We start from the raw sequence: 15,495 nt of genomic DNA, 5'->3' as shown, positions 1-15,495 counted from the left end.
ACCTTGCCGGTCGTGTCATTTCTTTTTCGTCGTATTTTTCGAAGGTGAAGTCTGCGACAACGCGGGTTTGCTTTCCAGCGCTCTCACGGCCGAGCTCAAGTCTTCCACCTTTTGCCGCAGGTCGGCATTCTCGCCTTCCAGCTTTGAGGATCGCAAGTTGGATACCTTCAACTCATCCAGTACTTGCGCTTGCCAGTCATCGCCCGACTTGTTGTTGAACCAATCTTGAAGGAAAGAGGCGCCGGCTAGCGCGGCAGCGACTGCCACGGATCCCACAGCAATCCAAAGCTGAATTTTGGTCGTTCGTTTGGACTCTTCGTCACGTTGGTCGAGTTTCTCAAGCATCGTGCTGGCCGCAGCAGCGAGCTCTTGGAGGGTCTCAGCCGACTGGGCTGTCATCTGCCCAGTCAATCTCACCATCTCGCGATCTTCAGACCGTTCACGCGCCAATCTAGCGCTGTGTTCGACCATGTGGTTGTTCAACTCCAGTGACCTGGCTTCTATCGATGGCGGAATACCAGTGGAGGGAAAAGCGCTGGCCCGTGTCAGTCGCTCAAACTGCTGCCGGGTATCGCCGAGTGCTTGGCTGGCCTTCCGCATCTGATCGAAGATGCCATGCGTTGAGCCGAGAACCTGTTCACGCAGCTTCTTGAATTGGTTCGCCTCTTCTTCAACCTCACTGCGCATGAGCCGGTCCAGGTATGCCGTCGCATGTTCGTCCTCTTCCCTCACGATGGGCGCACGGTCCTTTCCACCTTCGCGGGCGGATCGAAGACCATTCGACGAGACAAAGGCCTCCGCGATGGCTTCGACCATTTCGTCGGACAGACTGGAGGCCTGTTCCGACGTGATGCCAACACGCTCGTGCTTCAACCCGTAGTCAGGGTACAGACTGGCAATGCACGGTAAAAACTGCCTCGCGCGGTCAACGTGAGTTGTGGCGTGCAGCGCACTGAAAGCTTGAAGGTCTGAAGTACGCAAAGGGAACAGATACAGCTTCCCGATGGCGGTATCGACTTCAGCAACATGCTTCAAGAGGCTGCTGAAATCAAATCCCTTCTTCTTGGGCTCATCCCCCTCGCGGTCTCCCGATTCGCTATCCGTGGTCATTGCTTCACCAATTCCATCAACTTGCCGAAGCTGTCCACTACGTCGTACTTGACCTGTTCCGGGGCAAACTTCTGATTGATGTCGTCGAAGAACTTGCGGGCGCATTTGATCTTGGTTCTCTCGATCTCGCGCAGTTCCATGGAGGACATGGTGCCCTTGGTCTCGGCCACGAAGTAGACGTGCTTGACCGCACCTTCCTTGAATGAAATGGCCCAGTCGGGGTTGTAGTCACCCACCGGCGTGGGGATCAGGAACCCGCGTGGCAGCTTGGCGTAGACCACGACATCGCCGCTGGTGTCCAGCTCCTTCACGAACTGGCGTTCGATGTTGGAGTCGGTCAGAACGTAGTCGTAGATGTGGCGTTGCAGCTTGTCGCCGGCCTTGCTGAAGTCCTGCTTGGTCAGGCCCGCCGTGAAGATGTCGAGGTCGAACTTGTCTTCCACGGGGTCATAGGCCAAGTGCTCGATGATGACCGTGGCCTTCTGTTCGTTAATCAAGCGGATGGCTTCGGCGATGAAGCTCTCGGGGTTGGTCTTGAACTGCGCGAAGACCGCGACGTTCATGCCCTTCAGGATTTCAGCAATCGTGCGGCGGGTGAGCTGCGTGCCTTCGGCCAGCTTGCCGATCAGGTCGTACTTGACGGCCGAGTGCACCGACAAACGGTTGACCTCAGTTTCCGTGGCCTTGAGCTTGAACGCTTCGCCCGACTTGATGCCGTCGTAGGTGGCAACGTCGGCCTGCTCGCCGCGCTGGATCGTGTACTGCAACGGGGTGACTCGAAGGCCTGCATCCTTGTCGTTCAGCACGGTAACGGCCTTCTGCACCAACTCGGCCTCTTCAAAACTGACGCTGTAGGCCGCCTTGCGGTTGATGCGGCTCCACAGGGCCTTGAACTCTTGCTTGTCGAAGTTGGCGTTGAGCGGGTTCTTCTTGGGGCGGCGGTCGTCACCAATCTCGGGCAGCTGGCTGGCGCTGAACACGCTGTCGATCAGCTGGTAGACCTGGGCCGCATACGGCTTCAGCTCTGGCGGCAGCTCGGCCAACGTCTCGGCCTTCTTCGCGTCGTGATACGCACCAGTGATGCGGTCGGCATCGTCGGTGTAGTCGTTCTTGAGCAGGTACTTGTAGATCTGCTTCGCCAGCTGCGGCGTGACTTCTACATCGCCGGCGGCTGCCTTCAACACCTTGCCCGTGAAGAAGGCTTCATCGGCCACCTTCGGACGGGCAGACAGCGAGTCGCTGATGTCCTTCTGCAGCGCGGCGACGAAGTCCTTGTAGCTCTCACTCGCCACTACGGTCAGCACGTTCACATCATGGACGATGGCAGGATGATCCATGCGGTCGCCGTGCTGATTGACGGATAAGCGCAGGCCGCGGCCGACTTCCTGGCGGCGTGAGATCGTGTTGTCGCTGTGCTTGAGCGCGCAGATGACGAACACGTTGGGGTTGTCCCAGCCCTCGCGCAGGGCCGAGTGCGAGAAGATGAAGCGCACCGGCTCGTCCAGCGAGAGCAGACGCTCCTTGTTCTTCAGGATGAGGTCGTATGCCTCAACGTCATTCGACAGCCCGGCGTTCTCGCCGCGCTTCTCGATGTCCGGGTCAACGTCGCGCTTGGTCTTCTTGTCGATAGAAAAGTAGCCGCTGTGGGTCTTCTCGGCGGTGATGCCCTTGAGGTACTTGACGTAGGGTGTCTCATCCAGGTCCAGCATCTCGTTGAGGTACAGGTTGTATTCCTCTTCGAAAATGCGGGCGTACTCGCCTTTTTCGTCTGGCTGCGAGTAGTCGCGGTACTTGGCCACCTCGTCGATGAAGTACAGCGTCAGGACCTTCACGCCTTGCTGGAACAAGGCCTGCTCCTTGTCGAAGTGGGCCTTGATCGCTTCGCGAATCTGAATGCGGCGCAGTGCCGCCTCGGTCACGTCGCCGGTGGCGTCACCCACAGTCAACTGCAGCCCGTTTGTGAAGCTCAGCGTGTCGGTGTTCGCATTGATATCCGACACCACGAAGCCGTCGCGGTACTGGTCCAGTCCGTTTGAAAAGCCGTCAGAAAAGAGGTTGTCGCCCTTCGACAGCTTCCTGACCACGCGCTTGATATTGCCGCCCGCCAGTTTCTGCTCAAACTCGACGCGGGCCTCGGGCGGCTTCTTGCTCGAAATCTCGATGGATTGCAGGTACAGGTAGCCGGCAGTGCCCGCGAGCCCCTTCACCGCGATGCCTCGCACGGCGATCTTCTTCACCAGCTTCTGGTTGTAGGCGTCCAGCGCGTCCAGGCGGTGAATCTTGTTGTGCGTTGTCTTGTGCGTGGCCGAGTAACGCAGCACCATCAAGGCCTTGAACTCCTCCAAGGACTTCAAGGTCTGTGCGCCTTCCATCTTCTGCGGCTCGTCCAGGATCAGGATGGGCCGGTTCGCGCTGATGACATCAATCGGGCGGCGAGACTGGAAGTCGTCCAGCACCTCGTAGATACGGCGGTTGTCGGCACCACGGGCGGCAAAGGCCTGCACGTTGATGACCATGACGTTGATGCCCGCATCCGACGAAAAGCTCTCCAGGTGGTGCAGCTGCTTGGAGTTGTAGATGAAGAAGCGCGCTTTCTTCTGGTAGGTCTCCAGGAAGTGCTCGGCAGTGATCTCCAGTGACTTGGCCACGCCCTCGCGGATGGCGATGCTGGGCACGACGATGATGAACTTGCTCCAGCCATAGCGGCGGTTGAGCTCGAAGATCGTCTTGATGTAGCAGTAGGTCTTGCCCGTGCCCGTTTCCATCTCCACGTCAAGGTTGACGCGGGCGACCTTGTGCTTCACCAGCGTGTCGGACACGGGCAGGTTCTGGCCGCGCTGCACTTGCTGGATGTTCTCCAGCAAGGCTGAATCGGTCAGCGCCAGGTCCGCGTTCTTGAAGCCGTCATCGGTGCCCAGCGTACTGCCCAAGGTTTGCCCGCGTGCAGCCCGACCGGGGTCTATGCGATAGGAAATGGCCTCCGCTGATGCAGGGGGCTGGCCCTTGAGGCAATCCACCACGGCTTGCACCGCTGCAGACTGGTAGGCCTGGGTCTTGAACTTAAGTTTCATCGCCAGCCCTTCAGATGCACTTCACTTCGGTGGCAGGCGACAGTAGCTTAAAGATTTGCTCCACGTTGATCTTGACCGAGCTGTCTTTGAAGCCCGCGTCGCGGAACAAAGCGCGCAGTGGTTGCACCTTGGCCAGCTCTTTCACGAAGTCCTCATCAATGCCGCCGTGCGCGTCGAAGCAAGCCGCCAGTGCATTGCCGTCCACCCGAAACACATCTTTGCCTCGAATGGTCTGCTTGGCGATGGGCAGAGCAAGGTCAACCCCCCAGTCGAGCATCACTTGGAACAGCAGATCTTCAGGCGTCCGGTCGGGCTTGATGTTGTCGACGAAAAGGTCGAACTTGGCCTTGTCGAGCGCATCGGGCGCGTAGTAAATGTCGGCCATGTTGGATGTGTCGATTTTGAGAACGCGGAAACCGGTGTCTCGCCCCCATCCTTCCGCTCCATCTTTCTGGCGCACAGCTGATCCGGCGCGACGAGTACGTTCCTTCGAGATCTCCGAAATAAAGGGCTTCAGGCCCACCTGCGTGCAGAATTGGAACGCCTCCTTCGCATCCTTGCTGTCTTGGCCAATCGACTCGGGAAACTGCACGCTGATGAAGCGACGACTGCCTCCTTCGCGTCGGTTGATTTCCATCGTTGCGTGCGCGAGGGTGGACGACCCGGCAAACAAGTCAAGACAGATGTCTTTGGGGCCTGTCATAAAGGAAATGAGGCGCTCCATCAATAGAACGGGTTTGGGATTCGAAAACACTTTCTTACCTTCAGGGAATAACGTCTTCAAGTCGTATGGGCCAGACCTTCCATCTAAATCGAAAACGCTAGACAGCTTATCTTCATACTCCCATGCATAGACCTTCAGCTCAACAAGCTTGGTCTCGTCATCTCCAAACAGAACCCGTTTCTGTTCAAGCAAGCGTTTCATGCTCTCTTCTGGAAACCGATAGCCCATAAGTGGTTGAACACAAGGCTTGCCAGTCTCAGGATGAATAACGTCATATCGGTATCCCTCCTTGCCAGGGTTGTGAACGCTACGGCTTCCGGCGTACACCCCACCCTTGTCGATGAATTTATAGTCGGCCAACGGCCCAAGCTGCGCCTTGTTTTCGCGATACCAAGCGGTATAGGCAGACTGCAGCTCAGATGGATTTGAATATTTTTCAATAAGCTCAGTGCCGATTTTCACAACAACATCCTTGACGTCCGAGACGGAACTTTTCCAGACACCTTCAAGGTCGCTTTTGCTTCGAGCAAAAACGTGAATGCTTTCGTGCTCAATGGCGATATTGCTTGGATTATTGTCGGTAACGTTTTTCCATATCAGGGTGCCAAGAAAATTCGACTCCCCAAACACTTCATAACAAAGATGGAGAACATTCGCTGTTTCAGCGTCATCAATGGAGATGGCAATTACACCCGCAGGAGCCAAAAGGTTTCGTGCGACTCTTAGCCGCTGATACATCATGCCAAGCCAGTCGGAATGGAACCTTCCGTTAGATTCGGTGTTGGCAACAAGGCGATTTCCATGCTCGTCGGACTGATTGCTTTGCGTCAGATACTCGTAGGTGTTCCCAACAAAATCGTCTCGGTAGACAAGGTTGTTACCTTTTTTCCGGTTGTATGGAGGATCAAGATAGATCAACTTAATCTGGCCGAGATAAGCCTCCTGCAAAAGCTTCAGCGCATCGAGGTTGTCGCCTTCAATGAACAGGTTCTTTGTGCTATCGAAGTTCACACTCTCCTCGCGGCAAGGGCGCAGCGTCTTGGCAATCGGCGCGTTGGCAGCCAACAATGCCTCACGCTTTCCTGGCCAGTTCAGGTGGTAGCGCTCCTGCGGTCCTTCCACAATCAACTCAGCAAGCTCTTGCCGCAACTGGTCGAAATCCACCGCCAGCTTCACACTGCCATCCTCGCCCTTGGCTTCGGTGACGCAGCCCGGAAACAGATCGCGGATGCGGGCGATGTTGTCCTGTGCGAGATTGGCCGAATGCATCTTCAGTTTTTCCATCTTGTTATTCCGTGTCTTTGGCGGCTTGCTTGAGTTCCGCGAACTTGGCCGCCATGGTGGGGTTGCCGCGGGTCAGTTTCTTGATCGTCACATCCTGGGCCTTGTCGTTGGCCAGCCGCAGGTTGCGGTCGGCGCCCAGCAAGGCGTCTTTCGTTTTCTGTAAGTGGTCTATCGACTTGTCGATTTCGTCGATGGCCGTTTGAAAACGGCGTGATGCCAGGTCGTAGTTTTTGCCAAAGGCTTCCTTGAAGCCTTCCAGCTGGTTCTCAAAGTTGGTGATGTCGATGTTTTGCGACTTGACCAAGGCCAGCTCGGTCTTGTACTTGAGCGAGTTCAGGGCCGCGTTGCGCAGCAGCGTGATGATGGGGATGAAGAACTGCGGGCGCACTACGTACATCTTGGGGTAGCGGTGCGACACATCCACGATGCCGGTGTTGTAGAGCTCACTCTCTGGCTCCAGCAGTGAGACCAGAACGGCGTATTCGCATCCCTTCTCGGAGCGGTCTTTGTCCAGTTCCTTGAAGAAGTCTTCGTTCTTCTTCTTGGTGGCGGTGGTGTCACTTTCATTCTTCATCTCGAACATGATCGAGACGATTTCGGTACCTGCTTCGTCGGTGTCTTTGAAGATGAAGTCGCCCTTGCTGCCGCTGCTGGCGTCGTTGTCCTTTTCAAAGTAAGCGCGGGGGAAGGCAGTGGCGCGCAGGCGATTGAACTCGGTCTCGCAGTGCTGTTCCAGGGTTTCGCCCACCATCTTGGTGGAGAGCTTGGCCTTGAGGTCCTTCAGGCGTTCGATGGCTTCGTCCCGGTCTTTGATCTGGGTTTCGTAGCGGTCTTTGAGTGACTGTTCGGCCAGGCGCTTTTCAAGCTGAGCTTGTTCAAAGCGGTTTTTGAACTCGTCGCGCTCACGTTCAACCGTGCTCAGCGCCTGGGTAACGGCCAGTTGCTGGTCTTTTGTGGCGGCGTCCAGTTGGGCCCGCAGGGCTTGTATTTCCGCTGCGCTGGTAGCAGCCGCCTGCTGCAGATCGGCCATCCGTTGGGCTTGCGCGAGGGCGGCGGCGGCTTGGTTGTCGCGCTTGGCCTGCTCCAACTGGTGGGCCAGCGCGTCGCGCTCTTTTTCGGCACTGCTCAGTGCCTGGGCCACCGCAAGTTGTTGCTCCTGGTTGGCTGAGGTCACCTTGGCCTGCAGGGCCTGGATTTCAGCATCCTTGGCTGCGGCAGCTTTTTGCAGCTCGGTGGTCAACTGTGCCTTGGCCAGCTCGACCGCACTTTGCTTGTCCTTCTCGGCCAGCTCCAGCCGCTCGTGCAGCTGCTGCTCAAATGCGCTGTCGCGTACTTGCTTCAGGATGTCGGCATAGCCGGCCTCGTCAATCTTGAAGGCTTTGTGGCAGTGGGGACAGATGATTTCATTCATTTGGGTTGCTCCTCACTTTTCGCCGTAGCGGCTACTGGTTGTGTTGCCGACATTTGTTGCCAGTCATCCGCGATAGCCTTCCAGTTGACGCCACGCTCAATCGCCTCACCATCGCGGCTCTTGCCTGACCAGACTGCCCAGAAATCTGGGTCGTCGGACTTCGGACGATGTTGATCAGGCAGCGCGATCATCTGCACCAGTACGGGCAGCTCCGACGCCCAGCCAAGCAGGATGGCATGGCGGGACGGCAAAGACGGCAAATCGCGGAGCAGCCCACGCAGGTTGTCCGGCACCAGTTTGTGGACAAGCTCCTGGTCCCGGTCGTTGCTGATTCGGTGCAGCAGATAGCTGTTGCACTGGGACAGCACGGTAGGTGATAGCTCGCTTGGACGCTGGGATGACAGCACCAGACCGAGTCCAAACTTGCGCCCTTCTCGGGCGATCTTCTCGAATACCTGACAACAAATAGCAGCCGAGTTCTGGTTTTCTGCGTCGTCGTGGTAACGCTTGATGAAGGTGTGTGCTTCTTCCATCACCAGCACGGTAGGCAAGGTCTTGCCATGATGTAGTTTGCGATAGCGTTGAAGCGCCTCCAACGTCATGCGGGCGATCACGGACGTGATGATGTGCACCACCTCGGCGGGTACCAACGAGAGGTCGATGATGGTGACTGAGCCGTTGGATGCCTGGTCGTCACCGATGTAGCTGCCCAGCCAGTTATCCAGCGTGAGGTCCTGGGCGGTACCCGAGACGACCTTCATGCGGTTGTCTGACAGCAAAGTACGAATGCGCATCTGCATGGTCTCTACGTACTCGGAGACGCCGAGCAGCTCAGCTGTGCCTTCGACGCTGCGGAGAAGCTGGTCGCCGGTAAACGGACGCGGTACATCGGCGTCAATGGGCAGGATGTCGGTGTCGCTGCCGCCGAAATTGGCGTGCGCGGACTGGATCAACGACAAGAGTTGGCTAACTTCGCTACGCGTGAACTCGTAGGTCGGGTATTGACCGGCACGCGCATTGATCAAGCCGGTGAGCTCGTCTCGGACAGCACTGAGTGACGCTTTTTCGCCGTCTGAGAATGAGTCCTGAGAAGCTAAACCCTCCTGCCACTTCTTCAGTTTTTCAAAGAAGCCTTTGGGCTGTGGAAACTTACCCCAAGGACTACCGGCGTTGCGCTCTAGTTGTAAGATACTGACCAGGGTGCGTAGATAGCGCCGCATTTCATGGCTAGGCGTGACCGTGGCGCCGAACACCCCGTCACGGACTGATCGCAACGCCTGTACTAAGGTTGGTCGCTGGGTCTTTGCGCTGGCCTGCGTAAACGCACTCCATTCGGCGCTGTTCCAGAACCACAGCGGGATTTGCAGTTGCCCCACGCCTTCGCTGGGCTCCACGGCGAATACCCGCACCTTGCTCATGTCGCGGAAGGTGTTGGCGTATTCGCCATTGGGGTCAAGCACGATGAAGCGGGCATTGGGGTCTGCGCCGCCACGAGCTTTGCGAGCCTCGTCCATCGACCAACGGATCAAGCCTGCAACAGAGCATGACTTGCCACTGCCTGTGTTACCCAGCACGGCCAGATGGCGGCCGAACAGCCGATCCGGGTCAATCTTGACCTCTGCATTGGCGGCCAATGGGCTCGTGCCGATCAGCACATGGCGGTTTTCGCCTGACTCGACGATGGCACGCAGCTGATTTTGTGTGGGCAGCAGCACTGCATCGCCAACTGTCGGATAACTTTCGACACCGCGCCGAAAGCGATATACGTCGCCGCCGTTTGCGTCTTCGCTCTCATAGGTGAGCACCCCTAGCGGGTTAAGACTCATCTTGCGCAGCGGATAGGGCAAGTCCACCAGACCGAAGTCCTGCATGCCTTTGCGCTTGGGGTATTGAGAACGTTCGATGGTGATCCACTCAACCTGGGCGACCAAATGCCCTTCGTCACTGGGAATCAGCACATAGCCGTTGATGCGAGGGAAGGGGCGCGGCGTGCCGGTATTGAGTGCCACGCCATCGGGCGCCTCGATGTCGAGCAGCACTTTGATTTCGTCGGGCGAGACAAAGTCGATGGTGCCGATGCGCAATGAGTCGGCATACGCCAGGGGGGACATGCTCATACGAGGTCACTCCCATCTGAGGCACCTGCGTCCGGAGCTATACCATTGGCAGTTTTCGGCTCTGTCCCCATGCGCTGCTTGAGCAGCTCGCTCATGCGGAAAGTGGTCTTGTCGATGGCCGGCTTGGGCAGGTAATGCTCGGTCAGCATGGTCAAGTCTGCCAATGCCGGGCCGATCAACAGGCTGATCTGAGAGGGCCGGCCCAGCTCTTGGTAGGTCTGCATGATCCGGCCCAATGGGTCGTCATACGAGATCACCACCAGATGCGTCGATGGGATAGTGAGCATGTCACGGATGACTCGGTTGATGTGCTCATCGCCAAAGCTGTAGCCGTAGGTCACCAGTGTGCTGTTCGGTCGGCACACCGCAGCTGCGAGGTCGCGGAATAACTCCACATAGGGGTAGTCAGCCGTTTCCCTGTCCTTTGCTGCGTTGGGGTAGATCATCAGTTCGTGCGCTGACACACCACACAGGCCCGGTGCTTGCAAATAGGGTTCAACACTGGCAGCCCCAAACGGCAATCCGATACGGCGAATGTCTTTGTCTGTCTGCACCCAGTCCACCGAGCCGTGCAGTTTGGTGTAGCGGGCCACACCTTCCAAATAGCGCGGCTCGCCACGAATGCCGGGCGGGTTGTAGTGCATGTCCAGATCCAGGCGCGAAGAGCGAAAGACCGGCATCAGCTTGCCCAGGAATCTGTCCAGCAGGTGCAGCCCGGCCAACTCGGCCCCAGCCTCGATCAGCCGGTCGTAGTTGGTGGTGAATATGTTCAGGCGATCGCGCACGCCAGTGCGGCTGGCGAAACTCATCAGGAAAGTGACGAGGGTGTTGAAGGCATGCTCACGCTGCTCGTGACCTGAAGCGGCAATGCCCGCTTCGCTCGCTAGGATTGATTGAGCGAAAGCCAGCATGCCAGTCTGAAGTTCCTTGCACAGGGCTTTGGCCTCATCGTTCTTCTGCAGAATCTCAAGACCTCGCAGCAACTCGTTGGCAACTCGAAGTTGATCTTCCAAGTTGCCCTTCTTACGCCCGGCCGCAACAGAAGCCTTTTCAGCAGCCTGATTGATTACGGCTTGATGGTTGCTCAACGTCAAGGCACCCATGCCAGCAGCGCCTTTCTGGGCGGCCAAGTAGTGCACTGCATGGGTCAGACCCGAGCCGGCTAGGAGTGAGAGATGCTCAGATTGAAACAGCGATGTCAGCCACGGCTCAATACGTTGGCGAAGATCTTTATTGCTGAATTCGTTCTTGCTCAGCCATGAAACTTCAGTGTGTTCCTTGAGCTTGTATTTCCCATTGCTTCCAGAAAACCATGCTGGAATTGGATCATCTCGAACCTTCACTATATTTTTGAATTCCGGCGCCACTTCAGCAGCATGAGTCACATTTGTCGCATCAATTCCTTCAGTCATCTCGATTCCTCCTCTGCTATTGTGAAGTTAATGATTTAAGTTCAGCTTTGAGTTGACGCAGCGTGGAGTTGATTTCCACTTTGCGATTGAATTGCTTCTCTTTGGCAAGGCGCACCTGAGCCTGAGCGACTTCGCGCTCCTTGGCCCTGACCTGTTCGGCTCGAATGACTTGAACGCCCAAAGACTCACTGGGTCTGGCAGCTACGGGCACAAGTCGACGAAGCAACTGCTCATAAAGCCCGCCGAGGTCTAGTGCCAGTGGCAAGGGGATGCGCTCGGTCGTAGAGGGAGTCCAGTCAGACTCGAAGTAGTCGGAGCAAACCCAACTGGCAGCATCGGCTTCGCTGGGGCGCTTGTAGGCAGCAACGACCTGCGTTCTGGCCTCGGCTCCTTGGCCTTGAGTCAGTTCAAAGATGATGGGGTATTGCACTGCGCCGTCGATGCACCGGAGCACGTCACGGTGCAGATCTTGTGTCTTCAATTGGATCGCGAAGACTTGAATCTCCGGCACGCCCGGCTTTGTTGGCAGGTTGATGGTCTCGGGTGCCAGCTTGTAGCGCCAGACGATCTGCTCTACCTGCTCCACGAACAGGTCTTTCAAGCGGCTGTTGGCACCGCTGCGCTCGTAAATCTTGTTCTTGGGTAGCGGGCGAGCGAACTCTGCTTGCTTGGGGTAGGCGAACAATGCACTGGGCTGCGAACTCACTCAGCCTCCTGAATCACCAGGAAGGTGATGAGTTCGAAGTCATCCAGGCCGGAAATGGTGTTCGTCAGTGCGGTGGTCTTACCGCCAGTGAACAAGCTGTCCAGGTCTTTCTCTTCCTTCACCTCGATCATGGAGCGAATGGCCTTGCCCAGCAGGTCGGAGTACACCTGCATCTGTCGGCCTTCGGCCGTCTCTTCGTTGAAGAGTTGGGTGGCGTTAGGAATGGGCTTGTCCTGGCCCTTGCAGCAAGTGCGCGCCAGGTCCAACAGACGCTTGACCTCGGTGTGGTCGTGAACCACGTTGCCGGTCTGGTCGATGTAGACGAGGTAGTAGGGGTGAAGCCGGTTGTGCTGGTTGACGTTGACACCCGTGTTGAGGTTGCGCAGCGTGAAGATGACGCCAGGGCGCAAGCCCATGGCAGGCTTGGCAGGCACCACCGCATGCATGCCGTTGGGCACGTTTTTCAGCTCGCCATGTTCCTTGACGTAGTTGAGCAAGTCCATGCGGAAATCGTTGAGGCCGAGGTCGGTGATGGACACCCCGGTCTTCAGGTCTTCCAGCTCGATGACTTCCTCTTGCAGGCGGCGCAGCTGCTCCTTGCGGTAAGACACATCGTTGGCCTGTGCAGACAGCACGTTGTCGTCGCCCGTGGCCGTCACGTCCGCAATCATCATGCGGCTCTCCACCCGGTCTTTGAGGTTGATGTACTCGTCGAGGGTGATGTCTGGCCAGTAGTTGACCAGCTGGATGCTGCTGTTGGGTGAGCCGATGCGGTCCACTCGGCCAAACCGCTGGATGATGCGGACGGGGTTCCAGTGGATGTCGTAGTTGATGAGGTAGTCACAGTCCTGGAGGTTTTGACCTTCAGAAATGCAGTCTGTGCCGATCAGCAGGTCCACCTCGGCGGGCTCGCCCGGCAGTACCACAGCCTTCTCCTTGGAGCGTGGCGAAAACAGCGTGAGCAGCTCCTGGAAGTCGTAACCCTTTTTCAGCGTGGACTTCGGCGCGCCCTTGCCGGTCACCTTGGCGGTGTGCAAGCCGTGGGCGGCTTGCAGCGCGGGGGCGAGATTGGCGTAGAGGTAGTCGGCCGTGTCCGCAAAGGCAGTGAAGATCAGCACCTTCTTGTTGCCGGGGTTGATCGGGTTGGCGATCTTATTCAGCAGGTGGGTTTTGAGGTGTTGGAGCTTGGCGTCGTCCTCGGGTGTGACGAGGTGCATGGTGGCCAGAAGGTCCTCGATCACCTGCAGGTCGGATTGCAGTTCGTGTTTCCACGATGGCAGGTCCATGTCCGCCAGGTTGATCTTGACCTTGCCACCGATCTCTTCATCACCTTGGAAGGGGATGTCGTCTTCTTCGGCGTCGAGGCCCTCCAGCGCCTCGGTGAGGTCACCCACCAAGATGGCTTGGCCGTTTTGCTGGAAAGCGTTGATCTTGCCCAGCGTGTTCGTGTGGTTGGCCCGCAGGGACTCCAGCGTGAGCCGGAACGATTGCACGGAGCTTTCCAGGCGCTTGAGCAGGTTGGTCACCATGAGTGCCTGCAGGCTGCGCTCGCGATCAACCTGCCGCAAGGTACCTTTGCCCGACCCCACCTGGGTGTCGTACATGTCTTCGTACTTTTTCAGGCGGCTGGGCAGGATGTAGCTGATCGGGGCGTAGACCGCGAGCTTGAGCAGCGAGAGCTGTTCAAAGATGCCGTTGAAGCCCGGCACATCGGACCTGGCAGTCAGTGGGCACTGAAAGGTCAACGGCTTTCTGCGTTCAGGAAACTGCCCGATGTCCTTGGTGTCGTAGAAGGTCTGGATGTGCTTGCGCGAGCGCGCGATGGTCACGCTGTCCAGCAGCTCGAAGAAGTCGAAGTCCAGCGAGTCGAGGATGGCCCTCGCCGTGCGCTCTTCGGGGGGGAGCTTGGCCCAGCTGTTGAAGGCGGTCTGCGCGCCACGGAAGATTTCCTCGACGCTCTTGTCGGTCTTGAGCTTCTTGCTCAGGTTTTCCGAGTCACCTTCGTAGGCCAGGGCTAGCTGGTTGCGCAGGTCGGCAAACCGGTTGTTGACCGGAGTGGCTGACAACATCAGCACTTTGGTCTTCACGCCTTCCTTGATGACCTTGTTCATCAGCTTCTGGTAGCGCGTTTCCTTCTCTTTGAAGGCGTCGTTGTTCCGGAAGTTGTGGGACTCGTCGATGACCACGAGGTCGTAGTTGCCCCAGTTGATGCGGTTCAGCGGCGTGCCGAAGGATTCGCCGCTGGTGCGGCTGAGGTCGGTGTGGCAAAGGACGTCGTAGTTGAAGCGGTCCTTGGCGAAGATGTTGGTCTTGAGGTTGCGGTTGTAGTTGAGCCAGTTGTCGGCCAGCTTCTTGGGGCACAGCACGAGGACGGACTTGTTGCGCAGCTCGTAGTACTTGACCACGGCCAGGGCGGTGAAGGTTTTGCCCAGGCCCACGCTGTCGGCCAGGATGCAGCCGCTGTAAGTTTCCAGCTTGTTGATGATGCCGGTAGCCGCATCCTTCTGGTAGTTGAAGAGCTTGTTCCAGATCAGCGTGTCCTGGTAGCCGGTGCGATCGTTGGGGAGTACGTCTTCGTCGATCTCGTCCAGGAACTCGTTGAAGATGTTGTAGAGCATCAGAAAGTAGATGCTCTCAGGCGAGTTCTCCTGGTAGACGGACGCAATGTGCTCGCAAATCTGCGCGGTCACGTCCTCCAGCTTTTCCGGGTCGCTCCAAATTTGGTCGAACAGGCTGAGGTAGGTCGCGGCGAAGGCGGGCTCGTCCATCTTGTTGACGAGGTTGGACACCGCGTTGCCTTGCTGGTAGCCCAGGTCTACGGCGGTGAAGCCGTGGAGCGGCATGTAGGCGGTATCCGCGCCGTTGGCCTGCACAACGGCGAAAGGCTGCATGGGTGCCTTGGTGCGGTTGCTCTTGAACCGGGCCTTGCGGCGCATCCAGTCGGCGCACTCTTTGGCAATGGCGCGCTGGGTCAGCTTGTTGCGCAGCTGAATCTCGAACTCGCTGCCGTACAGGCTGCGCTCGCGATCGAGCTTGGGGATGTGGAATTCCTTGCGCTCTTTGCGAATCTTGTCGGTGACCTCGCTGGCTGTGAAGGTGGGCGAGGTGAAGATGAAACTGAGCTCGTCGATCTTCTCCAGCTCGGCTTTCAAGGCCTCGAAGGCGTACATCGAAAAGCACGAAGCTGCGATCTTGAGTCTTGACTTAGGCTTCAGCGTCGCCTTGATGTCGTCACCCAGCAACCGGGTGATGTTGTCAATCAGTTCCATGTTTCTTCTTCCGCTCCCCAGCGTTAACCGGCGCATCGGGCGCGGCTTCCAAGCCGTGCTCTTGCGCATAGGCCAGAACCAGCACCTCGACCATGGACGCGACGGAACGGTGCTCCCGTGCCGCCGCCAGCTTCAGCAACTGCTTGATGTCTGCTGAAGTGCGGATAGACAGGGCCTCATCCTTCAGTCGTTTCATGGTCTTGCACCCAATTGGTCTTGTCCTGCAAATGTACTGCGTTTTACACGCACCCGAGGCACTGGTAGATGACCGTACGGCGACACTGCAGATTGGTTGTATGAAAAAGAAGAGAAGTCTCTGCGGTGATCTGCAATCCGGGCGCTTCTCGTTCATTACCCCAATGCCCAATTCACGTCGGCAGGAAGGCCAACC

The 15,495-nt window shown here is 57.5% G+C and carries 9 protein-coding genes; all 9 read right to left on the bottom strand.

All coding sequences use genetic code 11. The features are described from left to right. Positions 1–15 precede the first annotated feature (15 nt). From KXJ60_RS10655 to KXJ60_RS10615, 9 genes are read right to left on the bottom strand one after another with little or no spacing between them, the layout of a single operon-like run. Positions 16–1,110 carry a hypothetical protein gene (locus tag KXJ60_RS10655; protein ID WP_291127041.1) on the bottom strand — a complete coding sequence of 365 codons (1,095 nt, stop codon included), beginning with the start codon at positions 1,108–1,110 and terminating at the stop codon, positions 16–18. Then, on the bottom strand, positions 1,107–4,181 hold the full coding sequence (locus KXJ60_RS10650; RefSeq protein WP_291127039.1) for a DEAD/DEAH box helicase family protein: 3,075 nt from the start codon (positions 4,179–4,181) through the stop codon (positions 1,107–1,109). Before KXJ60_RS10650 ends, KXJ60_RS10655 begins: the two co-directional genes overlap by 4 nt. Before the next feature lie 10 nt (positions 4,182–4,191). Further along, complete coding sequence (locus KXJ60_RS10645) at positions 4,192–6,189, bottom strand: site-specific DNA-methyltransferase (protein ID WP_291127037.1); 1,998 nt, start codon at positions 6,187–6,189, stop codon at positions 4,192–4,194. Between the two features lie 4 nt (positions 6,190–6,193). Continuing rightward, positions 6,194–7,600, bottom strand: coding sequence for a DUF2130 domain-containing protein (locus KXJ60_RS10640; protein ID WP_291127036.1), 1,407 nt, complete (start codon positions 7,598–7,600; stop codon positions 6,194–6,196). Then, a complete protein-coding gene (locus tag KXJ60_RS10635) occupies positions 7,597–9,717 on the bottom strand; it encodes an ATP-binding protein (protein ID WP_291127034.1) in 2,121 nt (706 codons plus the stop codon). The genes KXJ60_RS10640 and KXJ60_RS10635 overlap by 4 nt, the downstream gene beginning before the upstream one ends. Next, positions 9,714–11,129, bottom strand: a complete 1,416-nt coding sequence (locus KXJ60_RS10630) for an SIR2 family protein (protein ID WP_291127032.1) — start codon at positions 11,127–11,129, stop codon at positions 9,714–9,716. The genes KXJ60_RS10635 and KXJ60_RS10630 overlap by 4 nt, the downstream gene beginning before the upstream one ends. Before the next feature lie 16 nt (positions 11,130–11,145). Beyond that, entirely contained in the window at positions 11,146–11,835 is a 690-nt protein-coding gene (locus KXJ60_RS10625) for a DUF4391 domain-containing protein (protein ID WP_291127029.1), read from the bottom strand. Further along, positions 11,832–15,104 carry a helicase-related protein gene (locus tag KXJ60_RS10620; RefSeq protein ID WP_291127027.1) on the bottom strand — a complete coding sequence of 1,091 codons (3,273 nt, stop codon included), beginning with the start codon at positions 15,102–15,104 and terminating at the stop codon, positions 11,832–11,834. Before KXJ60_RS10620 ends, KXJ60_RS10625 begins: the two co-directional genes overlap by 4 nt. Continuing rightward, positions 15,091–15,300, bottom strand: coding sequence for a hypothetical protein (locus tag KXJ60_RS10615; protein WP_291127025.1), 210 nt, complete (start codon positions 15,298–15,300; stop codon positions 15,091–15,093). The genes KXJ60_RS10620 and KXJ60_RS10615 overlap by 14 nt, the downstream gene beginning before the upstream one ends. Positions 15,301–15,495 lie beyond the last annotated feature (195 nt).

Origin of the sequence: Hydrogenophaga sp. (assembly GCF_019264445.1) — a bacterium.
GTDB lineage: Bacteria > Pseudomonadota > Gammaproteobacteria > Burkholderiales > Burkholderiaceae_C > Hydrogenophaga.
This window is presented reverse-complemented; position numbering and strand designations above follow the sequence as displayed.

Coding starts and splice junctions, on each gene's coding strand:
- KXJ60_RS10650 (WP_291127039.1), bottom strand. CDS start 4,181: ATGAAACTTAAGTTCAAGACCCAGGCCTACCAGTCTGCAGCGGTGCAA.
- KXJ60_RS10620 (WP_291127027.1), bottom strand. CDS start 15,104: ATGGAACTGATTGACAACATCACCCGGTTGCTGGGTGACGACATCAAG.
- KXJ60_RS10630 (WP_291127032.1), bottom strand. CDS start 11,129: ATGACTGAAGGAATTGATGCGACAAATGTGACTCATGCTGCTGAAGTG.
- KXJ60_RS10640 (WP_291127036.1), bottom strand. CDS start 7,600: ATGAATGAAATCATCTGTCCCCACTGCCACAAAGCCTTCAAGATTGAC.
- KXJ60_RS10635 (WP_291127034.1), bottom strand. CDS start 9,717: ATGAGCATGTCCCCCCTGGCGTATGCCGACTCATTGCGCATCGGCACC.
- KXJ60_RS10645 (WP_291127037.1), bottom strand. CDS start 6,189: ATGGAAAAACTGAAGATGCATTCGGCCAATCTCGCACAGGACAACATC.
- KXJ60_RS10615 (WP_291127025.1), bottom strand. CDS start 15,300: ATGAAACGACTGAAGGATGAGGCCCTGTCTATCCGCACTTCAGCAGAC.
- KXJ60_RS10655 (WP_291127041.1), bottom strand. CDS start 1,110: ATGACCACGGATAGCGAATCGGGAGACCGCGAGGGGGATGAGCCCAAG.